Origin of the sequence: Herbidospora galbida (genome assembly GCF_005233835.1) — a bacterium.
Lineage (GTDB): Bacteria > Actinomycetota > Actinomycetes > Streptosporangiales > Streptosporangiaceae > Herbidospora > Herbidospora galbida.
Genome location: NZ_SZQA01000009.1, coordinates 37,575 through 61,067 on the forward strand (window position 1 = coordinate 37,575; position 23,493 = coordinate 61,067).

Annotated in this window: 16 protein-coding genes; 3 read left to right on the forward strand and 13 right to left on the reverse strand. The window is 71.9% G+C overall.

Going from position 1 to position 23,493, the window contains the following annotated elements:
* The first annotated feature begins 15 nt into the window (after positions 1 to 15).
* Positions 16 to 2,250 carry an accessory Sec system translocase SecA2 gene (gene secA2, locus FDA94_RS11810; protein ID WP_137247245.1) on the forward strand — a complete coding sequence of 745 codons (2,235 nt, stop codon included), beginning with the start codon at positions 16 to 18 and terminating at the stop codon, positions 2,248 to 2,250.
* 141 nt (positions 2,251 to 2,391) lie between these two features.
* Here the strand turns inward: secA2 and FDA94_RS11815 are convergent, their stop codons facing one another.
* Both FDA94_RS11815 and FDA94_RS41510 read right to left on the reverse strand, forming a co-directional pair.
* Complete coding sequence (locus FDA94_RS11815; RefSeq protein WP_137247110.1) at positions 2,392 to 2,607, reverse strand: hypothetical protein; 216 nt, start codon at positions 2,605 to 2,607, stop codon at positions 2,392 to 2,394.
* Between the two features lie 238 nt (positions 2,608 to 2,845).
* Positions 2,846 to 4,057, reverse strand: coding sequence for a CHAP domain-containing protein (locus FDA94_RS41510; RefSeq protein ID WP_425460140.1), 1,212 nt, complete (start codon positions 4,055 to 4,057; stop codon positions 2,846 to 2,848).
* Positions 4,058 to 4,165: 108 nt separating this feature from the next.
* On the opposite strand from FDA94_RS41510, the gene FDA94_RS11825 reads away from it, so the two are divergent.
* Positions 4,166 to 4,972, forward strand: a complete 807-nt coding sequence (locus FDA94_RS11825; RefSeq protein ID WP_137247111.1) for a DUF1206 domain-containing protein — start codon at positions 4,166 to 4,168, stop codon at positions 4,970 to 4,972.
* 73 nt (positions 4,973 to 5,045) lie between these two features.
* Here the strand turns inward: FDA94_RS11825 and FDA94_RS11830 are convergent, their stop codons facing one another.
* The 3 genes from FDA94_RS11830 to FDA94_RS11840 all read right to left on the reverse strand — a co-directional run bounded on the left by FDA94_RS11830 (position 5,046) and on the right by FDA94_RS11840 (position 8,010).
* Complete coding sequence (locus tag FDA94_RS11830; RefSeq protein ID WP_137247112.1) at positions 5,046 to 6,596, reverse strand: regulator; 1,551 nt, start codon at positions 6,594 to 6,596, stop codon at positions 5,046 to 5,048.
* Entirely contained in the window at positions 6,596 to 7,255 is a 660-nt protein-coding gene (locus tag FDA94_RS11835) for a cysteine hydrolase family protein (protein WP_212735286.1), read from the reverse strand. Before FDA94_RS11835 ends, FDA94_RS11830 begins: the two co-directional genes overlap by 1 nt.
* Before the next feature lie 119 nt (positions 7,256 to 7,374).
* The gene (locus FDA94_RS11840) at positions 7,375 to 8,010 is read right to left on the reverse strand and encodes a GntR family transcriptional regulator (protein ID WP_212735287.1); all 636 of its coding nucleotides are present in this window, start codon (positions 8,008 to 8,010) and stop codon (positions 7,375 to 7,377) included.
* Between the two features lie 232 nt (positions 8,011 to 8,242).
* On the opposite strand from FDA94_RS11840, the gene FDA94_RS11845 reads away from it, so the two are divergent.
* Positions 8,243 to 8,980 carry an endonuclease/exonuclease/phosphatase family protein gene (locus FDA94_RS11845; RefSeq protein ID WP_170990893.1) on the forward strand — a complete coding sequence of 246 codons (738 nt, stop codon included), beginning with the start codon at positions 8,243 to 8,245 and terminating at the stop codon, positions 8,978 to 8,980.
* A gap of 247 nt (positions 8,981 to 9,227) precedes the next feature.
* Here the strand turns inward: FDA94_RS11845 and FDA94_RS11850 are convergent, their stop codons facing one another.
* The 8 genes from FDA94_RS11850 to FDA94_RS11885 are packed head-to-tail and all read right to left on the reverse strand — an operon-like array spanning position 9,228 to position 23,403.
* Positions 9,228 to 9,401: an MbtH family protein gene (locus tag FDA94_RS11850; protein WP_137247115.1), complete on the reverse strand. Its 174-nt coding sequence runs from the start codon at positions 9,399 to 9,401 to the stop codon at positions 9,228 to 9,230.
* On the reverse strand, positions 9,398 to 10,327 hold the full coding sequence (locus FDA94_RS11855; RefSeq protein WP_137247116.1) for a methyltransferase: 930 nt from the start codon (positions 10,325 to 10,327) through the stop codon (positions 9,398 to 9,400). The genes FDA94_RS11850 and FDA94_RS11855 overlap by 4 nt, the downstream gene beginning before the upstream one ends.
* The gene (locus tag FDA94_RS11860; protein ID WP_170990894.1) at positions 10,308 to 11,606 is read right to left on the reverse strand and encodes an MFS transporter; all 1,299 of its coding nucleotides are present in this window, start codon (positions 11,604 to 11,606) and stop codon (positions 10,308 to 10,310) included. The genes FDA94_RS11855 and FDA94_RS11860 overlap by 20 nt, the downstream gene beginning before the upstream one ends.
* Positions 11,591 to 15,637, reverse strand: coding sequence for a non-ribosomal peptide synthetase (locus FDA94_RS11865; protein WP_137247118.1), 4,047 nt, complete (start codon positions 15,635 to 15,637; stop codon positions 11,591 to 11,593). Before FDA94_RS11865 ends, FDA94_RS11860 begins: the two co-directional genes overlap by 16 nt.
* Positions 15,634 to 16,281 (reverse strand): DUF6875 domain-containing protein, encoded by a 648-nt coding sequence (locus tag FDA94_RS11870; protein ID WP_137247119.1) that lies wholly within the window; start codon positions 16,279 to 16,281, stop codon positions 15,634 to 15,636. The genes FDA94_RS11865 and FDA94_RS11870 overlap by 4 nt, the downstream gene beginning before the upstream one ends.
* A complete protein-coding gene (locus FDA94_RS11875) occupies positions 16,278 to 17,564 on the reverse strand; it encodes an FAD-dependent oxidoreductase (protein WP_137247120.1) in 1,287 nt (428 codons plus the stop codon). The genes FDA94_RS11870 and FDA94_RS11875 overlap by 4 nt, the downstream gene beginning before the upstream one ends.
* Entirely contained in the window at positions 17,564 to 20,458 is a 2,895-nt protein-coding gene (locus FDA94_RS11880) for a non-ribosomal peptide synthetase (protein ID WP_137247121.1), read from the reverse strand. The genes FDA94_RS11875 and FDA94_RS11880 overlap by 1 nt, the downstream gene beginning before the upstream one ends.
* A complete protein-coding gene (locus FDA94_RS11885; RefSeq protein WP_137247122.1) occupies positions 20,455 to 23,403 on the reverse strand; it encodes a non-ribosomal peptide synthetase in 2,949 nt (982 codons plus the stop codon). The genes FDA94_RS11880 and FDA94_RS11885 overlap by 4 nt, the downstream gene beginning before the upstream one ends.
* Positions 23,404 to 23,493 lie beyond the last annotated feature (90 nt).

A 23,493-nucleotide genomic window follows, 5' to 3' on the forward strand; every position in this document is an offset into this window, starting at 1 on the left:
GCCTCTCTATCCCAGATGATCCGGCGTTTCCTGGAGAAGCCCGGCAGCGTCGACATCGCGCCTTTCGAGCGCACCGTCGCCGCCGCCGGGGCGCTCGCCGACCGCGCGCGCGACCTCTCTCTTGAGGAGTTGCGCGAGATGGCCGCGGCGAACGTCGGCTCGGCCGAGTTCTGCGCGGCGGTCCGGGAGGTCGCCGACCGCACCCTCGGTGAACGCCCGTTCGACGTGCAGCTCGTCGGCACGCTCGCCATGCTGTCGGGGAACGTCGTCGAGATGGCCACCGGCGAGGGCAAGACCCTCGCGGGCGCGCTCGCAGCCGCGGGATTCGCGCTGCGCGGCAAGTCGGTGCACGCCATCTCGGTCAACGACTACCTGGCCCGCCGCGACGCCGAGTGGATGGCGCCCTTCTACACGGCGATGAACCTCACGGTCGGCTGGATCGCCGAGGCGTCCACGGCCGAGGAGCGCCGCGCCGCCTACGCGTGCGACATCACCTACGCCAACGTCAGCGAGATCGGCTTCGACCTGCTGCGCGACCGCCTGGCCACCGACCCCGAGGCGACCGTCCAGCCGGTCCCCCAGGTCGCCCTGGTCGACGAGGCCGACTCGGTGCTCGTCGACGAGGCCCGCGTGCCGCTCGTGCTGGCCGGCGCCACCGACGCGGGCGCGGCGGTCCCCGAGATGGCCGCGCTGGTCCGCCGCCTCTCGCGCGGTTACCACTTCGAGCTCGACGACGAGGGCCGCAACGTCTTCCTGACCGCCAAGGGCACCGACACCGTCGAGAGCGCCCTCGGCATCTCCCTGTACGACCACCCCGGCACCGTCACCGAGGTCAACCTCGCCCTCCACGCCCACGCGCTGCTGGTCCGCGACGTCGACTACATCGTGCGCGACGGCCGGGTCCAGCTCGTGAACCCCTCGCGCGGCCGGGTCGCCCAGCTCCAGCGCTGGCCCGACGGCCTGCAGGCGGCGGTGGAGGCCAAAGAGAAGCTGGCCCCCTCCGACACCGGCGAGATCCTCGACTCGATCACCATCCAGGGCCTGCTGACGCGCTACCCCGAGATCTGCGGCATGACCGGCACCGCCGTCGCCGTCGGCGAGAACCTGCGCGAGTTCTACCAGCTCAAGGTCGCCGTGATCGCGCCGAACCGGCCGTGCGTCCGGGAAGACGAGCCCGACCGCATCTACCCGTCGCTGATCGACAAGGAACTGGCCCTGGCCGACGAGATCGTCGCCCAGCACGCCACCGGCCGCCCGATCCTGATCGGCACGCTCGACGTGGCCGAGTCGGAGTCGCTGGCCAAGGAGCTGCGCTCGCGGGGGCTGGAGCCGGTCGTACTGAACGCCAAGAACGACGCCGAGGAGGCGGCCATCATCGCCCGCGCGGGCGAGCTGGGCGCGCTGACGGTGTCGACCCAGATGGCCGGACGCGGCACCGACATCCGCCTCGGCTCGCCGGAGGTCGCCGAGCTGGGCGGCCTGCTGGTCATCGGCACGGGCCGCCACCCGTCGAGCCGCCTCGACGACCAGCTGCGCGGCCGGTCCGGCCGCCAGGGCGACCCCGGCCGGTCGGTGTTCTTCGTCAGCGGCGAAGACGACCTGCTCAAGGCCTACCTGCCGGAAGAGACCCTGCCGAAGGCCGAGAAGGACGGCCGCATCCGCGACAAGCAGGCCGCCTACCTGGTCGGCCACGCCCAGCGGATCGCCGAGGGCGTCAACACCGAGATCCACCGCAACACCTGGCGCTACACGCGCGTCCTGGAGGAGCAGCGCACCCGCCTGCTCGACCACCGCGACCGCATCCTGTACGGCGACGCGGGCGCCGAGGCCCTCCGTGACGCCCGTCCCGAGCGCTACCAGGAGCTGGTCGAACAGTCGTCGGAGGAGGCCGTCGCCGCGGCGGCCCGCCAGATCGTGCTGTTCCACCTCGACCGCTGCTGGACCGACCACCTGGGCTACTTCGCCGACCTGCGCGAGGGCATCCACCTGCGGGCCCTGGGGCGGCTCAGCCCGATCGACGAGTTCAACCGGGAGGCGCTCCCGGCGTACCGGAAACTCCTCGAGGAGATCGAGAAGCGCTCGACGGCGAGCTTCGACGCCCTCGACCTGTCGGCGCCCCTGGCCGAGCAGGGCATGAAGCGGCCCTCGGCGACGTGGACCTATCTGGTGTCGGAGAACCCGTTCGGCAGCGACTGGGACCGCGTGCTGCGACGCGTCTCCTCGGCGCTGCGCGGCCGCAAGAAAGGCTAGCCCCGGCCGAACCCGGCGGAACGGCCACTGACCCGACTAGCGGCCCCGAGTGCCCGAAAAAGCGCGGAAAGGCTGACGGGAGTGGTGGCGTGAAAAAGGCCCGGCCCTTGCGGGCCGGACCTTTTCATCGTTTTCGGGGATTTACCGCCACGCGGTGAAATGCCACTTGTTGGGGACCGAGTAGGTGCACGACGACACCTGCCACCCGGCCGCCTTCACGGCGGACCGCCAGTAATTGCAGTTACCCGAGTCGGGGTAACCGTAGTAGAACTTGCTTTCCGCGTGGGCGGTTCCCGACATGGAGAAAACCGCTCCGGCGATGGCGAGACCGACGAACGCCCTTTTCAGAACTTTCATGGTGTTGCCTTTCCTGTGGCTGCGCGGGGAAATTGCCGCTACTCGGTCATCCTCAACCGGAGATCACCGGCACGCAAGGCCGGTAAGGGCGTGGAACGCGCCATTGGCAGAAATAGGCAAATCGCCGGAACATTTCGAGTGGCTCGAAAATTCAACGCGAATTCAGCGCCGTACACAGGACGATCCGCGCCCCCTGGGAGACGGGGCGCGGATCGCCGGTTCGGGGCCCGCTTCTTCCTTATGCCCCGGTCTTCTCGTGCCTGCCCTTCCTCGCCTGGACGATCAGGAAGCGCAGGCCGACCGCGACCAGCGCGCAGGCCACCAGCCCGGAGGCGATGACCGGCACGGGCGTCTCCGGCCGCGGAGTCATGGTGTCGGCGGCCACGTGGCTCGCCGACGGGATGGCGATGGTCTTCGGCTTCGGCGCCGCCGACGGCAGCACCGCGACCTTCTTCTGGGGGGCCTTGTGCGGGACGGCCTTCTGCGCCGCGATGGGCGCCTCGTCGGGGGTGCAGGTGACGTCCTGGACGCTCGACGGCTTGAAGGTGACCGGCGGCGCGTCGTCCGGACCGCTGCTCGAGTTGTACGCGCCGGACGAGAACGGCTCCGGGGCGCCCTTCTTGCCCAGGCCCTCACCCCACTTGGTGATGACGTAGTCGATGTCGATGTGGCCGGCGCCGCCGTTGCCCTCGACGGTCAGGCTGCCGTCGTTCCAGGAGCCGCCGGTGAGTTCGGCGAAGGTCTTGCCGTCGAGGTCGAGCATGACGCCGTCGCTCGACGGCCCGCCCGGTCCTCGGTCGCCGACGAAGAAGGGGGCCTTCTTGCCGTCGTGCATGACGTAACCTTCGGTGCCCATGGGCCAGCTCGGACTGGCCGCCAGTCCTTTCTGCATGGGCTTGCCCGACGCGGGGGCGCCGGTGTCTCCGTTGCGGCCCGAACCGTCGTCCCAGAAGTAGGACGCGGTGGTCGAGCCTTCGTACACGGGATGGACGACCAGGTCTGGCACGCCATACCCGGAGAAATCGGACGTGGACCGGGTCACCCGCTGGACCGAGCCGTTGAGGGCCTCGATCGTGGTGACCTTGCCGTCGGTGGTCTTCTCGACCACGCCGACCTGGCCGTGGTCCTTGAGGAAGGCGACCGCGCCGGGCTGGGGCTCGGAGGTCCAGGCGCCCTTCGACTTGAACCACTTGGCGTGGTCGGCGGAGGCGGCGAAGCTGCCGACCTGCTTCAGGACTCCGGCCGAGTGGCCGGCGTACGAGACGAACGTGTCGCACCAGGGGGCGGAGGCGAGGCCGGAGTCTTTGCCCTCGCCATACCAGGCGCCGTACTTGCTCTGCGTGCCCGCCTGCGCGGTGTAGCCCAGCTCCTGCCGGGCCGCGTCGAGCAGCGAGTCTGTGATGGGGGAAATGGGGGAATCTCCTTTGGTCACATCGAAGTAACCGGACATTAGGCCCCATTTACGACAGACCGTAAGAGAACACGACAAAACTTTGCCTTGGGTTTACTGATCGCCCTGGAAGGCAGAGGGGGTCCAGCCACAACGAAGGGACCTCCCATGACGACCACGGAGACGGTCGGCGGCGCCGCCCGCAGGGCCGCACAGCACCCCCTGCTCGACAAGCTGGCGAAGGTCGGATTCGCCGCCCGCGGCGTGCTTTACGCGCTGATCGGACTGGTCGCGCTGCAGATCGCCTTCGGCGGATCCGGCGGGGAAGAAGCCGACAAGTCAGGTGCGATCCACATGGTGGCCGCGCAGCCCTTCGGCTCGGTGCTGCTCTGGATCATGGCCGTCGGCCTGGCGGGCCTGGCCCTCTGGCAGATCGGCGAAGCCATCTGGGGCCGCCCGAAGCTGCGTGAGCGCGTCGAGTCGGTAGCCCGAGCGGTGGTGTACGTGACCCTGGTGGTCTCCATCACCAGCCTCCTGCTCAAGGGCAAGGAGGCGGCCAGCACCGACTCGCAGTCGCAGGACGCCACCCGCGCCCTGTTCGAACTCCCCGGCGGGCAGTTCCTGGTCGGCCTGTTCGCGCTCGGCCTCATGGCCCTCGGCGTGTACTGGATCCACGAGGGCTGGACCGAGAAGTTCATGCGCGACATGCACGTGACCGAGCCCAAGGCCCGGACCACGGTCGTCCGCCTCGGCAAGGCCGGCTACATCGCCCGCGGCGTCGTCGCCATCGCGGCCGGCGTCCTGGTCGGCCAGGCCGCCCTGACCTACGACCCCGACAAGGCGGCCGGCATCGACGACGCCCTCAAGTCCCTGTCGGAGACCCCGATGGGCCCGTGGCTCCTCGCCGCGGTCGCGATCGGCCTGATCCTCTTCGCCGCCTACTGCTTCGCCGAGAGCCGCTGGCACCGCACCTGATCCAGGGCGGAAAAAGAGGGACCTCCCGACCGGCCGGCGGGAGGTCCCTCGCTCTGTGTCAGGCGCTCTGTGTTCAGGCCTCGACCGGAGACTCCTCCTTGGGTTCGTGGGCCGGCTCCGGGGTGCGGGCGCGCCAGAGGCCGAAGCCCGCCAGGACCAACGCGGCGAAGACGTAGCCCAGGGCTATCTGGCCGCCGACGTTCCAGCCGACCTTCTCCGCGTGGACCAGGCCGATGAACGACAGCAGCGCGCCGAACAGCGCGTACCCGGCCGCCCAGTAGAAGTTGCGGTCGATGATGAACGCCACGATCGCGCCGAGCACCAGTCCGGCCAGGATCGCGCCGCCGCCCAGCAGGACCGTGCCGTGGTAGACCGAGCCCGCCGCGGCGATCTGCTCGCTCGTGACGGCCACGCCCGAGGCCGCGATGACGTTGTTCATCTGGCCGGCCGCCCAGGCGGCGATGTTGGGGATGATGGCCATCACGACCGCGACCGCGTGGACGCGGGGCACCGCCTGGAAGGCCTGGGCGCCGATGAGCAGGCCGATGTAGAGCAGGATCGGCACGATCGCGGGCGTCGGGAGCAGGGTCGACAGGACGCTGAACAGGCCCAGGAAGCAGAACAGGGCGATCACCACGCCGCTGGCCATCGAGTAGCCGGCCCGGCCGCCGGCCTCCTTCCAGCCCGGGTGGCCGATGTAGACGGCGGGCGGGAACGGGGAGCCCAGGGCCGAGCCGACGACCGCGCCGGCGCCGTCGGCGAGCAGGACGGAGCGGAGGTTGTACTTGTCGCCCGCCACGGCGGCCGACTCGACGTTGGTCATGCCCTCGGTGAAGTTGTAGATGCCCAGCGGGATGGCCGTCGCCAGCAGGGGCGCGACCTCGCTGAGTCCGCTGATCAGCAGGTCGATCTTCAACGTCGGCAGGCCGACCGCGATGTCGCTGATCGCCGCGCCGACGGCGGCGGGCTCCATGTAGCCGCCGATCCAGCCGATGGCCGAGCCGACCAGCAGGGCGGCCAGGCCGACCGGGATGTTGCCCGGCAGCTTCAGGTCGGTGAAGAAGCCGACCAGGATGATGACCAGCACCGGCAGCGCGATCCAGAGCGCCTCCCACATCTGGGCGGCCGGGCGCATCGAGATGAACGCGATCGAGATGCCGGCCAGGGTGCCGAGCATGGCCGCCTGCGGGGTGTACTTCCTGATCACCGGGCCGACGAACGCGCCCAGCAGGACGATCAGGCCGATGATGAAGCACCACGCCAGACCGGCCTGCCAGGCGGCGATCGGGTCGTTGGTGGCCAGGTACGTCGGCAACATGATCACGAACACGACGATGAACATGTGCGGGACCGACGGACCGTACGGCATCGCGCAGACGTCGAGGCGGTTCTCCTTCTTCGCCAGCCGTCTGGCCAGGTAGGTGTAGTAGACGTTGCCGATCAGCAGCTGGATGCCGAGGGCCGGGAGGATCACGCCGTACACGTCGCCCTCGGCGATGTGCACCACGCCGACGCACAGGGCCGTGAGGGTCAGGACGTTGACCAGGACGTTGAAGCCCAGGCCGAAGAAGGCGTTGGTGTCGCCGGGCACCCACCAGGGCACCTTCACCGCGGGAGTGGTCATCACAGCACCTCGATCAGGTTCTCGGAGGGGGCGACCCAGCCGAAGATGCCGCCCTGGGCGGCGATCATGGCGAGTCCCGCTTCCTGGAACTCGTCGAAGTACGACCCGACGCAGTCGGAGACGACGAGGCACTCGAAGCCCCGGTCGTTGGCCTCCCGCACGGTCGTGTGGACGCAGACCTCGGTCGTGACGCCGGTCACGACGAGCGAGGTGACGCCCTTCTCGGCCAGCAGTTCACCGAGGTCGGTGGCGTAGAACGAGCCCTTGCCGGGTTTGTCGATGACCGGCTCCTCGCCGAGGGGCTTGAGGTCGTCGACGATGTCGTGACCGTACTCACCCCTGATCAGGATCCGGCCCTTCGGGCCGGGATCCCCGATGCGCATCGACGGCGCGCCGCGGTTGAGCTTCGCGGGCGGGCAGTCGGAGAGATCCGGGAGGTGGCCCTCCCGCGTGTGGACGACCAGCAGCCCGGCCGCGCGGGCCGCGCCGAGCAGCCGCGCCAGTGGCGGGATGACCTTCTGCAGCTTGCCGACGTCGTTCCCGAGGGTCTCTCCGAAACCGCCGGGTTCGACGAAGTCGCGCTGCATGTCGATGACCAGCAGCGCGGTTGACTCGGGCTCGAACGTGAACGAATAGGGGGACGCGTCGACAGTGGGCACGACCGGCTCCTCGATTTCCAAGGCCGGTACGTCCCCCGACGCCGGACCGGCCGGGCGGTCCATATCGTCGATTGTCGACAGATTTGTATCGACTACCGGCCCGCCCGGTTAACGGCCGGTTACCCGATGTACGTCCGGGCCCCGTGGGAGGCCAGCGCGGCCAGCACGGTCGGCGCGTCCTGGCTCACGACGGCGTCGAGGAGCTTGCGGTGCCGGCGCACCCCGTCGCCCGGGTCGCCGACGTGCTCGACCTCCCGGCGCAGGTTGGCGGCCATGTAGAGCTGGAGCTTGCGGATGACGGGCCGGTAGGCGAGCAGCAGCTGACGCTGCCCGGCCAGCGCGACCATCGCGATGTGGAACCGGCAGTGGGCGTCGTTCTCCTCGCGCAGGTCGCCCTTGCGGGCGGCGACGTCCATGGCGTGCAGCGCGTCTTCCAACTCGCCCACGTGGGTGCCCTCGACGAGGGGCGTGGAGAGCGAGACGGCGTACTGTTCGAGCACGTCGCGCAGGCCGAACAGCTCGTCGACGTCGCGGTCGGACAGCTGCGCCACCCGCACCCCGCGCCTCGGCAGGTGCTCCACGAGCCCCTGCTCGTCGAGCAGCCGCAGAGCCTCGCGCAGCGGCGCCCGGCTGATGCCGAAGCGCCGCGTGAGCTGCTCCTCGATCAGGCGCTCCCCCGGCTGGAGCGCGCCACTCAGAATGTCCTCGCGGAGCTGGTTCATCGACAGCTCGACGAGGCTGGCCGCTTCGAGCACGCCCACCTCCTCAGACCCCAACTCTGGCAGATCATGCGCTGCTGCGGGCAGACCTTCCCACCAGCCCAAAAAGGCACTTCTGTACCATTAGAAGTGCCTTTGGGGGAGGTAAAGCGTGATAACACGAGTAATTACCATAATGGGGCTTTTGTCGACTCCGGCGTCGACACCCACACCGCCACCACCCGTGCCCGTCGCGCCCGCGCCGGCACCGGTACCGGCACCGGCGCCCGTGACCACGCCGGTTCCCGTCCCCGAGCCCGCCGGCGATCCGCTCAGGTTCCTCACCTTCAACGTCTGCGGAGGCCTGTGCGAAACGGGCTTCTCCCTGGCGAGGTGGACGTCGGTCCTCCTGCGCGAGACCAAGGACGCCGACGCCTTCTTCCTCCAGGAACTGTGCGGCCGGCAGTTCGACGCCCTCCGCAACCGCCTTTCCGGGCAATATCACGCCGAATACGTGGTGACCGTCCGCAAGAACAGGTCGTGCGGCCGGAACTGGGGCGACCGCCGTTTCGGCATCGCCGTCTTCGTGAAGGGCCCGGCGCTGGCCCGGGGGGTGTGGGCGCTGCCGAACCCGCACCGCGACGAACCCCGCGCCCTCCTCTGCGTGGACGCCGTCCTGGCCCACCGCCCGACCCGGCTGTGCACGACGCACGTCGACTACAAGGGCCACAACCGGGAGATGCACGTCAACTTCATCGACACCGTCATCCGGGGCTGGACCGGCCCGCTCGTCATCGGCGGCGACCTCAACCTGAGCCCGGGGACCCTGCCGATCCGCAACCTCTACCGCCGGTTCCGTGAGATCGACCCGATGGCGCGGGTGACCTTCCCCGAGCAGGATCTGAAGATCGACTACATCCTGCTGAGCAACCACTTCTCGCGCTTCACGGCAAGTGGCAGGGGCTGGCTGCCCTGGCTGTCCGACCACCGCGTCCTGCGCGGCTCGGCGCGCCCCAGTGACATGTGAATACTTGCTCAGACGTTTGATCGATGGGCGAAACGTCGATAACTCTCCGTAACCATCATCGTTCAGACGGAGGGGACATCGATGAACGACCACCCGCATCACGACCACGAGGACGCCGACCACGAGCACGAGCTCGACTGCGGCGCCGAGGCCGCCTGTGGTCCCGGCCACTGTCACGACCACTCGGCCCACTAGGAAGGACGCGTCCGGGCGGGCCGGCGCAGGCTCGCCCGGACGCGGGTTTTCGTCAGGCCGGACGGGCGCTCTTGGGGCGCATGTCCGTCCAGACCTCCTCGATGTGGGTCAGGCACTCCTCCCGGGTGCCCTCGAAACCGTCCGGGTGCCAGCCGTCGGGGATCTCCCGTCCGGCGGGCCAGAGGGAGTACTGCTCCTCGTCGTTGCGGACGACCAGGTGGGTCACGACGTGCTCCTTGCGGTGATGAGGGTGTGCGTGGGGGAACGGGTCAGATCGGTTCGGGTGACGTCGGCGGCGCCCGCCTCGCGGAGCCAGCCCTCCAGTTCGCCGGCCGTGTAGAGGCGGCCTCCCTGGGTGAGCCACAGGTTCAGGGCGAAGCCCTCGGTGAAGGCCTGGTCGGCCACGCCGCCGCGCGGGGTCGTCGTGGTCTCCAGGATGTGGACGTCGGCTCCCGACGCCACCGCCTCCCGCACCAGCCCCCGGGCCCGGTCGCGGGAGAAGCCGTGGACGACGTTGAACAGCAGCACGTGGTCGTAGCCCTCCAGCACCAGCGGCTCCGACAGGTCGGCCGCCACCAGCGGGACCGCGCTGGGCGTGCCCGGCAGGTCGACGACGACCGCCTCCAGGCCAGGCGTGGCGTCCTGGAAGGCCTGGGCGAAGACGCCGTGGCCGCCGCCGACGTCGGCCAGCCGGCCGGGGCTCATCGGGACCAGGCCGACGACCTCCTCGGCGAGCCAGCCCGCCAGGCCCGACTGCAACCGGTGGAAGACGGCCAGGGGCTCGGGCCGGGACGACAGCCAGTGGTAGAAGTCGGCGCGCGGGCGGCCGGTGGCCAGGCCGTCGTACAGGTCCCGCCAGAACTCGCCGATGATGGCTCCCCACAGGCGCAGCGGGGTGGCGTATCCGGCGTCGGTCCACATCGGCGACGCGCTGAAGACGTCGTCGGACCGGACGAGATAGCCGGTCGTCGTCAGCAGGTCGAGCAGGAGGGTGAGGCCCTCCTCGTCGGCGCCGGTCGCCTTGGCCAGGTCGGCAGGCGTGCCGGGGAGCGCGTTGAAGACGCCCAGCCGGACCGCCGCGTCGGCGGCGTAGAAGGACATCGCGCCGACGAGGTCGGTCGACGGGCCGGGGTCATGCGGTGGCAACGGCATCGGGCACCTCCTCGGTCTTCTTCGGGGCGGGTTCGCGCAGGAACAGCACGCGGACCGCGACCAGCAGCAGGATCACGGCGTCGGCCAGGATGACGAACGCGATCCCCCGGCCCTCGCCGGTGCCGATCAGCGAACCCACGCTGGAGGCGAGCGCGCCGTCGGGCTGCAGCAGCGGCCCGGCCACGTGCTCGGCCAGCGGCCCGGCGAGCAGGTAGGCGAACGGGGAGGCGATGCCGCCGATCGAGTGGACCGTCCCGAGGACCCGGCCGAGGCTGTCGGGTTCGATGCCCGACTGCAGCACCGCGTTGCCCGAGCCCTGCACGACCGGCAGCGTGAACAGGAACGCCGCCGCCGCGAAGGCCACCACCCACGGGTCGGGGCGCACCGTGTGCAGCACCAGGAAGAGCGAGCCGAGCAACATGAACACGCCCATGCCGCGGATGCGCTTCTTCGGGCCGCCCCACACGCCCATCACCAGGCCGCCGAGGAACACCCCGGACCCTCCGGCGAACATCAGCGCGCCCAGCACCGCCGGGGAGCCGAACGACAGGATCAGCGGCTGCACCAGCACCCCGGCCACGGCGAAGCAGAAGTTGTACGCCGTGAACGTCAGCGTCAGCGACATCAGGTCGCGCCGCCGCCGCAGGTAGTGCCAGCCGTACGACAGGTCGGCCAGCGGCGCCTTCGCCGACCCGGCCCCGGGGGCCTTCACCACCGAGGCGGGCAGCTTCACGACCAGCAGCGTGGTCACCGCTATGGCGAAGGTCACCAGGTCGAGGACCAGCACGCCGGTCATGCCGATCGCGCCGAGCAGCGCGCCGGCCGCCAGCGGGGCGGCGATCTGGGTGGCCACGGTGATCTGCATGAGGCCGTTGGCGCGGGCGAGGTGGCGTTCGGGGATGAGCAGCGGGGTCATCGCCTGGTAGGTCGTCATGTGCAGCGTCCCGCAGACGGCGCCCACGAGCGACCCGAGGCAGATGTGCCACACCTGCAGCGCGTCGTTGTAGAGCAGCAGCGCCTGCACGCCGGTGCTGACCGCCACGACGCAGTCGCTGATGATCAGGACGCGGCGCCGGTCGAACCGGTCGACGATCACCCCGGCGAACGGGCCGACCAGGATCGCCGGCAGCAGCCCCGACAGCATGACCAGCGCGAACAGGGTGGTCGACTCGGTGTTCTGGTAGACCCAGACGCCCAGCACGAAGCCCGTCAGGCTCGACCCGACGCCGGAGACCAGCGACGACAGCCAGACGATGCCGAATCTCACGAGGTCAGGCACATCGCCTCCACGTAACGCCGGATGAGCGCCCGGTCGGCGGGCGGGCAGGTGATCCCGGCGGCGGTCAGCGTCCGCCGGGTGCGCGAACAGTCGAACCACGGCCGGGGGAAGACCGGCCGCTCCTCGGGGAGTTCGGTGACGAACGCCGCGAGCGGCAGGTCGGGCAGCCCGTCGTGGACGGCGGCCCGCCACTCCGGCCAGGCCACCAGCCGCACCCCGAGGGCCTCGGCGATCTCCGCGTAGGTGATCGTCGCCTCGTTGAAGTAGTGGTGGTCCTCCCCCGCGCCGTGCAGCACGTGGTGGACGATGCCGTCGGCGACGTGGTCGACCGGGGAGACGTCCTCGTCGTAGGGCATGTCGGGGGCCATCCCGAGCCGCGTCATCGTGGCCAGCAGGCGGCTGAAGTAGTCGCCGTCGTTGCCCCAGCCGGTCCGGCTGTCGCCGCCGATCCGGGCCGGGCGGTGGATCGAGACCGGAATGCCGCGCTCCCGTGCCTGCGCGGCCAGCCGGTCGGCGACCCACTTGGTCTGGTTGTAGCCGCCGCCCAGGCCGGCCGGGTCTTCCGGCACGTCGGCCTCGGTGATCCGGCGGCTCTGGTAGGCCTTGCCGAGATGGACCCCGAGCGTCGAGACGTGGTGGACGGGGACGCCCCCGCCCAGCGCCGACAGCCGCAGGACCTCCAGGGTGCCGCCGACGTTGACGTCCTTCAGCCGGTGGTACGGCTCCGCGAAGTTGATCAGCCCGCCGTTGTGGCAGATCACGTCGACCCGCTCGGCGAGTTCGGCGAACTCCTCCTCCGACAGGCCGAGCCGGGGCGCGCCGAGGTCGCCGGGGATGCCGACGACCCGCGCCTCGGGCAGCCCTTGGGCGGCGAGCGCGGCCCGCACCCGGGCCTCGGCGGCGGCGGGGGTGTCGGCCCGGACGAGACAGAGCAGTTCCGAGACGGGGGCCAGCCGGGCGGCGAGGTGCGCCCCGAGGAAGCCGGTCGCGCCGGTAAGCAGGACCGTCGTCCCCGACCGCCTCCTCGGGACGGCCACCCGGATGTCGGCGGGCAGCACCGCCTCGGCGAGCAGGTCGGGTTCGTCCGAGGTCGCGTGGGTGCCCTCGATCGTGGCGGCGAGTTCGGCCAGGTCGGCGGTCTCGAACAGGGCGCGCAGCGGGAGGGCGACGCCGATCCGGTCCTTCAGGGCCGCCAGCACGCGGGCCGCGAGGAGCGAGTGGCCGCCGAGCTCGAAGAAGTTGTCCCGCCGCCCGACCCGCCGGTCGCCCGCGACGACGACCGACCAGACGTCGGCCACCGCCTGCTCGACCGGGGTCCGCGGGGCCTCGTACGGGGCCGACACGGTGACCTCGGGCAGGGCGGCCGTGTCGACCTTGCCGTGGCTGGTCCGCGGGACCGTCTCCAGCGCCACGAACACGTCGGGCACGAGGTAGTCGGGCAGCCGTTCCCGCAGGTGGGCACGGAGGTCGGAGTCCCCGGCGACGAACGCGACCAGGCGGTCGCCGACCGAGGTCACGTGGGCGTCGCGGACGCCGGGGTGCGCGGTCAGCGCCGCCTCGACCTCGCCCGGTTCGATGCGGTGGCCGCGCACCTTGAGCTGGCGGTCCTTGCGCCCCGCGAACTCGAAGCTCCCGTCGAGACGCCGCCGGACCAGGTCGCCGGTCCGGTACATGCGCGCCCCGGGCACTCCGGAGAACGGGTCGGGCCCGAACCGGTCGGCGGTCATGGCCGGCTGCCCCAGGTACCCCCAGGCCAGGCAGTCGCCCGCGAGGTGGAGTTCGCCGTAGACGTTGTCGGGGGCGAGCCCGCCGTGGCTGTCGACGACGTAGGCCCGCACGTGCGGCAGCTCGGTCCCGATGGGCAGGTGCAGCAGGCCGGTGGGCTCGGCCGCCGTGTGCGTGGTCGCGCACACCGTCGCCTCGGTCGGGCCGTAGTGGTTGACCAGCGGGGTGCCGGTCGCGGCCAGCCAGGTCTCCAGCGCCGAGGCGGGCACCGACTCGCCGCCGACCATCATCAGCCGGACCGGCCACTCGACCTTCCGCCCGGCCAGCTCGCCGGCCCAGCGCCGCCAGAGCGAGGCCGCCGTGTCGACGGCGGTGATCCCGTGGCGCTCGACGAAGGCCAGCAGCGCGTCCGCGTCGAGACGGGCCGGTTCGTCGTGCAGGACCAGCGCGCCGCCGGTGGCGAGCACCGGGAACAGGTCGCCGACGGACGCGTCGAAGGTGAGCGGCGGGATCATCAGCACCCGGTCGGCGGCCGTGAACCCGTGGACGTCCACGAACGCCTTCGTGAACCGCCGCAGCGACTCGTGGCCGACGGCGACGCCCTTGGGGGTGCCGGTCGAGCCCGAGGTGAAGATGACGTAGGCCAGCGAACTCGGCTCCACCGGAGCGTGGTCCCGGGGGTGGAAACCCTCGTGGTCGACGACGCCCACGGCGTTGGCCGCGTCGAGCAGCCGCGCCACGCGTTCGTCGGGGTGACCGGGGTCGAGCGGCAGGTAGGCGCAGCCCGCCCGGAGGATGCCCACGATGGCGGCGACGGCGTCGGGTCCGGCGGGGAGGCGTACCCCGACGACACTGCCCCGGGTCAGCCCGGTCAGGTCGAGGGCGTCGGCCCGGCGCAGCAGCTCGCGATAGGTCACCGTCTCGGTGTCGGTGATCACGGCGGGTGCGTCGGTGGGGGTGATCTCCCAGGCCGGCGCTTCGCCGGAGAGCGCGCCGGCGGGGCGGGTCCGCAGCGGGACGTCCCAGATGCCCTGGTCGGCGTCGTCGACGGTCGCGCGCAGGACGGCGACCATGTGGTGGCCGATCGCGTCGATCGAGGCGGCGTCGAACAGGTCGGTCGCGTAGTCGATGTGGACGCCGTCGCCCTCGACCACGACCGTCAGGTCGAACCGGGCCGGCGGCGCGGACAGGTCGTAGGCCCGGCCGGTCAGCCCCGGCGCGACCTCGATCGCCCCGCCCGGCTCGCCGGTCACCAGCATGACCTGGAAGATCGGGTTGTGGCTGAGGTCGCGCCGCCCGCCGGTGAGCTCGACGACCGAGTCGAACGGCAGCGTGCGGTGGTCGAGCGCGGTCATGGTCGTCTCGCGGGCGAGCCGGACCACCTCCCGCAGCGTCGGGTTCCCGGTGAGGCGGGTGCGCAGCGCCACGGTGTTGACGAACATCCCGGCCGTGCGCTCCAGCTCGGGCAGCTCGCGGTCGCTGACGGGGGTGCCGATGACGACGTCGTCGGTGTCGGCCATCCGGGCCAGCACGACGTTCAGCGCGGCCAGCACGACCATGAAGACGGTCGTCCGGTTGGCCTGCGCCCACGCCCGCAGCTCGCCGGCGAACCCGCCGGGGTAGACGACCGAGCGGCGGACGCCGTCGAAGGTCGGCCGGGCCGGGCGCGGCCGGTCGAGGGGCAGGTCGAGCAGGCCGCTGACGCCGTCGAGCCGCTGCGCCCAGAAGGCCCGGTCGGCCGCGCCGGTGTCGCGGGTCGCCAGCCACGCCGCGTAGTCGGGGTACTGCACCTGTACGGGCGGCAGGCGCTCCCCCCGGTAGAGGGCGTAGAGCTCGTCGAACAGGATGCCGGTGGTCTCACCGTCGCACACGATGTGGTGCCAGCACATCGCCAGCACGTGCCCGTCGCCGTGGGGGATCAGCAGGACGCGCATCAGCGGGGCGCGGGCGAGGTCGAACCCGTACGAGAGGAACTCCTCGATGGTGCCCTCGGTGAAGAAGGGCACCTCGGCGGCCGGGACGACGTGCTGGTGGGGCACCCCGTCACGCACCACGATCGCGGTGCGCAGGGACTCGTGCCGGGCCACCAGCGCGTCGATCGCCCGGTGCATCCGGGGCACGTCGAGGTCGCCGGTCAGCTCGTGGGCCGCCCAGCACAGGTAGCGGTCGCCGTCGAACCCCGCCTGGTCGAGGAACCACAGCCGTTCCTGCGACGGGGCGAGCGGCGCGTCGGAGCCCGGGGCGCGGCGCGGGATCCCGGACCGCTGCGCCGCGACCCGCGCCATGCGTTCGGACAGTCTGCTCACGAGGGCACCACGTCCCGCAGATGGGCGGGGACACGGTCGCCGAAGATCGCCCGGTACGCCGACACGTGCTGCTCGCGCGAGGTGAGGAACGGCAGGTCGGTGCTGACCATGTGCCGCACGACCAGCATCGGGACCGGCGCCTCCAGCGGGCGCAGCAGCGGGTTCCACAGCCCGCCCTTGTCCGGCGGGCCGTCGTGGAACTCGCCGACCATGACCCCGGCGGGCACGTGCCGGTCCTTGAGGACCTCCTGGGCGGCGTCGATCAGGTCGAGCCGCCGGCCCGCGTCGGGGAACAGCACCAGCACCGCCGTGTGCATCGAGTCGGCGATCGACCGGGGGGCGAGCTCGCCGAACCACTGCCGGTACGGCTCCACGGCGGCGACCACCTCCTCGACGGTCTCCGGCCGTCCAGGGCGGATGGCGAGCAGGAACCGCCCCCGGTCGATGGAGCCCTGGGCGTACGGGCAGACCGGGCCGCGGCGGCCCAGTTCCGGGTGGGGGCGGCACAGGTACTCGCGCGCCCACGTGGTCACGGTGCGGAGCTGGCGGATGTACATGGCGCCCAGCGGGTGCAGCGGGCGGCCGCTCTCGACGTCCTTGACGTCGAAGAGGCGTAAGGTCGGCTCGTCGGGGTGGGTGATCACTTCGGGTGCCTCCTGTCGCGGCGCCAGAGGAGGGCGGCCGCCAGCCCCACGGCCGCCGTCATCCCTCCCGCGCGGACGATCCGGTCCTGCTTTCGCGCACGCCGCAGCGCTTCGCCGTACGGCATGGTGGTGTGGCTGACCATCGTGTAGAGCGGTCGCCACATGTCGGGCAGCAGCCGGCTGAGCACGGTGTCCACCTGCTTGCGGGCCAGGTGGAGCGGGGAGCGCAGCCGGTCGCGGAGTTCCAGGAAGTTGTCGGCCGACAGGTCGGCCAGCACGTCGGTGTGCGGTTTCCTGCGCCGCTGGTACGCGGCGAACGCCGCGCCGAGATCGTCGGGGCGGGCCTCCACGCACTCGGCGAGGACGACGCAGTCCTCGAACGCCGAGTTCATGCCCTGGCCGTAGAAGGGGTAGACGGCGTGGCAGGCGTCGCCGATCAGCACCGCCCGGCCGTCCTCGTGCCACTTCGAGGTCCGCACCGTCACCAGGTGGCCGACCGGGTTGCGGGCCAGCTGCCCCGCCAGGTCGGGCAGGTCGGCGGCCGGGAGCACGCTCTTCACGAACGCGGCCAGGTCGGGCCGGGCGAGATCGTGGTGGTCCATGAACAACGTGCAGGTCAGCGACCCGTCGACGTTGGGGTGGGCGACCATCAGGCCCTGGTCGCCGGGCCACACGTGCAGCGCCTCCAGCCGTTCGGTGTACGGCAGGTGCAGCTCCTTGTAGCCCCACGGCAGGAACTCCTGCCGGAAGTCGGCCGGCCGGCCGCGCAGGAGTTCGGCACGCACCGCGGAGAACGCTCCATCGGCGCCGACGATCACGTCGGGGGTGACGGTCTCGCCGCCCGCCCGGAACGACGGGGCGTCGCGGTCGATCGCGGTCACCGGGGTGCCGAAGAAGAACCGCACCCCCTGGAGCTTCTCCGCGTGCTCGACCAGGGTCCGGCTGAGGGCGTCGCGCCGGATCGAGTGGAGGATCTCGCCGGGGTCGCGCCCGTACGGGTGGAAGAACGGGCGGCCCTCCCTAGGGTGGACGTACCGGCCGCGCATCGGGACGGTGTGGGTGCGCACCGCGTCCCACAGCCCGGCCTTGCGGAGGGCGCCGATCCCCCGGGCCGACAGGCCCAGGTTGATCGAACGGCCCTCGTCGGGGGGCGCGACCCGGGGGTCGGCCCGGCGTTCGTAGACGTCGACGCGGTGGCCCTGCCCGGCCAGGTACACGGCCAGCAGGGAACCCGCCAGCCCCGCACCGACCACCGCGAAATGGATGCTCAGGTCGTCGCGCATCAGCGCTCGGCCTCCTCCAGGATCTCGTCGACCGCGGCCGCGAACTCGGCGACCGTACGGCTGGCGAACAGGGTGCGCACCGGGACGACCAGGTCGACGGCCCGGCGGATGCGCGCCACCACGCGGGTGGCGAGCAGCGAATGCCCCCCGAGGGCGAAGAAGTCGTCGGTGGCCCCCACGCGCGGGGCCCCGAGCACTTCGCCGAATATCTGTGCGACCAGCTCCTCGGCGTCGGTCCGGGGGGCGACGTACGCCTCTCCGGCCGTGCCGGGGGCGGGCAGCGCCGTCCGGTCGAGCTTGCCGTTCCGGGTCAGCGGCAGCTCGGGCAGCGGCACGATGTGGCCCGGCACGAGGTGCTCGGGCAGGGTGCGCCGCAGGTGGGCGCGGAGACCGTCACGGTCGGGGTCGCCCGTCACGTAGGCGACCAGGGAGCCGTCGAGCGCGATCACGGCGGCGCTCCGGACCGAGGGGAAGGCGGTCAGCGCGGCCTCGACCTCGGCGGGCTCTATGCGTACACCCCTGATCTTGACCTGGTCGTCGAGGCGGCCCAGGAACTCCAGGTCCCCGTCGGCCCGGACGCGGGCGCGGTCGCCGGTGAGGTAGAGGCGGCCGTTCGGGGCGGGGACGAACCGTTCGGCGGTCAGGCGCGGCCGGTTCAGGTAGCCCCACGCGACGCCCGCGCCGCCGATGGCCAGCTCGCCGGGAACGCCCGGCGGCACTTCACGTCCGGAGGGGTCGAGGACGGCGACCGTGGTGCCCGCGACCGGGCGGCCGATCGACGGCCTGCCCGCGCCGAGGTCGGCGGCCGTGGCGATCACGGTGGCCTCGGTGGGGCCGTAGGTGTTGACCAGGCGGATGCGATCGCCGAATCGGCTGCGCCAGCGCTTGACCGCCGAGGCGGCGACGGGGTCGCCGCCGAGGATGACGAGCCGAAGATTCGGCGGCCAGGCGATCTCGTCGATCTCCTCGACGAGGGCATGCCAAAAGGAGGTCGGCAAATCGAGCACGGTTACTCGAGCCCCTTCGGAAGTGGTCAGGAAATCCGGCAGGGTGCGCCCGCCATTGGGCAGCATCACGACCGTAGCCCCCGCTTCCAAGGATGGGAAGATCTCTTCCACGTGGGCGTCGAATCCCAGTTCAGAAAACTGCGCCACGCGGTCGCCGGGCTGCAGGTCATAGGCCGTGCGCATCCAGGAAACGCGTTCCGATACGCTTTGGCGATCGATCACGACACCTTTTGGCAGACCGGTTGACCCCGACGTGTAAAGCACATACGCCGGTAAGGAATTGTCGGAGATTTCTGTCAGAAAAGGCCCGCTCAAATCCCCGGGCCGCACCGCCGCAATTCCCGGTACGAAGCCCGCGCCACCCACCAGAATGCGCGCGCCGCCGTCACTGAGCAAGGTCGAGACGCGGGCGGCGGGAAGGCCCGGGTCGACCGGCAGATAGGCGGCTCCGGCCCGCCAGACGGCCAGCAGGACCGGCACGAGATCGAGGTTCCGCCGCAGGCTCACCCCCACGACGTCGCCGGGCCGCACCCCCCGCGCGACCAGCCCGGACGCCATCCGCGCGACGCGTTCGCCCAGCTCCCCGTAGGTGAGCTCGACGCCGTCGCAGGCGACCGCCGGGGAGGCGGGGTCGATCTCCGGTGGAGGCGTCTCGACGTGTGACCCGACCGGCCGCGTGTCGAGGGCGCAGAACAGGTCGAGATCGCCGCAGCTCCGATGGGGGTGCGCCGCGACGTCGTCCAGGAGAACCCGGAACCGCGCCGCGAACCGCTCCGCCGTCGCCCGGTCGAAGCGGCCCTTGTCGTAGGTGAGGACGAGCCCGGTCTCGGTGGGGCCCTGGTAGACGTCCAGGGACAGGTCGCACTTGGCCGAGGCCAGCCCCGAGTCGTAGATCTCGACGTCGAGGTCGCCGAGGCGGGGGCGTTCGGTGGTGGTCCGGGTGTACTGGAACATCGCCTGGAACCGCACCCCGCCGGGCACCCCGTCCGGCACCGGGCCGTGGTCGAACGAGCGCACCACGGCCCCCCGCGCCCGGCGCAGCGCCTCGGTGAACGGCGGGTCGTCGCCCAGGTCGGTGCGGAGCATCGCCAGACCGGTGAAGTAGCCGACCAGGGGTTCGGTGTCGACGCGGTCGCGGCCGAGCACCGGAACGGCGACGCAGACGTCGTGCTGGGCGGCGTGCCGGGCCAGGAACACCTGGAAGGCGGCCAGCAGCACCATGAACAGGGTGCCGCGCTCCCTCCTGGCCAGGGCCTCCAGCCCGCCGACCAGCTCCGGTGGCAGGGCGGCGAAGATCTGGCCGCCCTGCCCGGTCGCCCGGGGCCGGTCGCCGGGCAGGTCGAGGACCGGCAGGCAGCGCAGCTCCTCGGCCCAGTAGCCGGGGTGCGAGCGGTCGCCGCGCGCGACGTGGTCGGCGAAGGTGATCGGCAGCGGCGGGAGCGCGCCGCCCCGGTAGAGGACGTCGAGCTCGCGCAGCAGCACGTCGACCGACCAGCCGTCGGCGGCGATGTGGTGGACGACGAGGCAGAGCACGTGGTCGTCGGGGCCGACCTCGATCAGGGTGAACCGGGCGACCGGGCCGGCGGCCAGGTCGAACGGCCGGTTGGCGCGTTCGGCCACGGCCGCCAGGGGGTCGCCGGTCTCGATCCTCTCCAGGGCCGGCCCGGCCGGGGTGACCAGCCGGACCGGGTTCCCGTCGTCGTCTTCGGCGTACCTGCCGCGCAGCACGTCGTGCCGCAGGGTGATCGCGGTGAGCGCGGCCTCCAGCGCCGCCTCGTCGAGGCGGCCCCTGATCCGCAGGGCCACCGGCATGTTGTACGACGCGTCGGCCGGGTCGAGGCGCTGCAGGAACCAGAGCCGCCGCTGCCCGGCCGACAGCGCACTCACGAACCGGCCCGGCGATCGGCCACGTCGGCGGCGATCCCGGCCACGGTCGGCACGTCGAAGAACACGTAGAACGGGACGTCGACGCCGAGCCGGTCGTGGATGCGGGCGGCGATCCGCGCGATGGTCAGCGAGTGGCCGCCGAGCTCGAACAGGCTCTCGTCGTCGCCGATGTGGTCGAGCCCGAGGACCTCCTCCCAGATCTCCCGGACGACCTCGGCCGTCTCATCGGACGCGGTCCCTGTTTCGTCGCCGAGAGACAGGTCGGGCGCGGGCAGCGCCGCCCGGTCGAGCTTGCCGTTCGGGGTCAGCGGCATCCGGTCCAGCGCCACGAACGCGCTGGGCACCATGTAGGCGGGCAGCACCCGCGCCGCCTCCCGCCGCAGGTCGCCGGCGGCGCCGACCGTGTAGGCGACGAGCTCCTCGTCGTGTACGGCCACCGCCGCCTCCCGGGCGTGACCGAGCAGCACCGCCTCGATCTCGCCCAGCTCGATGCGGTGCCCCCGGACCTTGACCTGGTCGTCGGTCCGCCCGAGGAACTCCAGCCCGCCGTCCCTGACGCGGACCCGGTCGCCGGTCCGGTACATCCGCGCCCCTTCGGCGCCGAACGGGCACGGCAGGAACCGCTCGGCCGTCAGCGCCGGCCTGCCCAGGTAGCCCCGGGCCAGCCCGGCCCCGGTGATGTACAGCTCCCCCGGCACCCCGGTCGGCACCGGCCGCAGGTCGTCGTCGAGCACCAGCAGCCCGGTCGCGGCCAGCGGCCCCCCGATCGAGATCCGGTCCGGGTCGGGCGGCACCTCCGCGACGGCCGACCAGATCGTCGTCTCGGTCGGCCCGTAGACATTGAGCAGCCGCGCCACCCTCGGACGCAACCGCGTGGCCAGCGGCAACGGCAGCGCCTCCCCGCCGACCAGCGCGGTGACGGGCGCCTCGAACCCGGCGTCGGCCAGCAGCCGCCAGGTCGAGGGCGTGGCCTGGACGTGGGTGACCCCGTGGGCCGACACGAGCGCCCGGAGCGCCTCGCCGTCGGCGGCCTGCGCCTCGGTCGCCACCACGACCCGGCCACCGGTGATCAGCGGCAGCCACAGTTCCAGGCCGGAGATGTCGAACGACAACGACGTGACCGCCAGCCACGTGGCCGAGGGGCCCGACCTGGTCTCGTCGCGCATGGACAGCAGCAGGTTGGTCAGCGCGGCATGCCCGACCTCGACCCCCTTGGGACGGCCGGTGGACCCGGACGTGTAGATCACGTAGGCCCGGTCACCGAGGACGCCGCCGTGACCGGCCGACCGGTCCGAGCCGTCGATGGCGGGCGCGGGCAGGTCGAGGGGGACTCTGACCGGACCGGACAGGTCGCTGCCCGCGTCGGCCAGCAGCGCCGTCGCGCCGCTGTCGGCGAGGACGTAGTCGAGGCGTTCGGCCGGATAGGCCGGGTCGAGCGGCAGGTAGGACGCGCCCGCCCGCCAGATGCCCAGCACGCCCGTGACCAGCCGCTCCGACCGGGAGGCCGAGATGGCCACCAGGTCGCCGGGGCGTACCCCCGCCCGCCTGAGGCGGTCGGCCACCGCGTCGGACCGCTCGATCAGCTCGCGGTAGGTGAGCCGGTTCTCGCCGACGACCGCGACGGCGTCCGGGGTCCGGGTGGCCTGGGCCGCCACCAGGTCGGGCACCGCCGACGCGCCCGGGTAGGCCCGGGTGGACCACAGGCCCGCCGGCTCTTCGGCCACGGGCAGCGCGGCGAGCGGTGCGGCCGGGTCGTCGGTGACGTGCCGCAGCACGTCGAGCAGGTGGGCGGCGACGCGCTCGGCGTCCTGGCGGGGCATCGACGCGGGCGGGAACTGGAGCATCACGCCGAGCCCGTCGGGGCCGTCGACCAGGTGGAACCGCAGGGCGTTGCGGGCGACGTGGTTGAACGCCACCCACGTCACCTCGGTCCGCAGGCCCGGGAACTCCGGGGGCGCGATCCGCCGCCGGTAGGTGAGGGAGACGGGGGCCAGCGCGATGCCGGGCCGCGTGCCGGGGGCGGCCCGGCCGAGGGGGACCTCGCGGACCCGGTAGAGCTCGCGCAGCCCGGCCCTGACCTGCCGGGCGTAATCGGTGAAGGTCAGGTCGGCCCGGGGGTCCGAGGTGAACGGCAGTTCGTTGACGTGGACGCCGATGCGCTCGCCCGCCCCTGCCTGGCGGGTGCCGAGGTCGAGGGCGGTGACGGGGTGGGCGTTGCCGTACCGGAACAGCATCGCGTGCACCGAGGCCACGACCAGCTCGAACCGGGTCACCCCGAGCTGGGCGGCGGCCTTCTCCAGGATCGGCTCGGTCAGGAAGAACTCGACCGACTCCCCCGGCTGGACCGCGTCGTCGGGCCGGTCGAGGCCCGGCAGCACGACGTCGGGGAACTCGGTCGGCCGCCCCGACCAGTAGGCCCGCGCGGCCGTCAGCCCCTCGGCGACCCGGCGGGCCTCGGCGGCGACGTCGAACGGCTCCGGCGCGGTCACCGGGACGGCCTGCCCGTAGAGCCGGGCCAGGTCGGCGACGAAGACGTCGGTCGAATGGCCGTCGAAGACCAGGTGGTGGGCCACGACCAGCAGCTCGTGCTCGGCCGGGCCGAGCCGGAACAGCGTGATCCGGGTCAGCGGCCCGGCGGCCAGGTCGAAGGGCCGCAGGATCGCCTCCCGCCGCGCGCCGGCCAATCGGTCGGGATCGGTCTCGATGATCTCGAAGGGCACCGGTGGCCCTTCGACCTGGTAGGGAGCGCCGGCCTCCTCGCGGACCGCCGCTCGCAAGGCGGGATGCAGGGTGACCACGCCCGCGCAGGCGTGGCGCAGCGCGTCCACATCGAGGTCACCGGAGAACCGGATCGCGAAAGGCATGTGGTGGACGGCCCCCGCGCCGCCGAGACGTTCGTTGAACCAGATGCCGCTCTGCGGCACCGAAAGTGGTACTCGTGACATTGCCTGCCCCAACGCTTCGCTTATTTCGTGAGTATGACCAGAAATTGCATTCACTTGCTAGATACTTGTGAGGATTCGTCTGGTCTGATT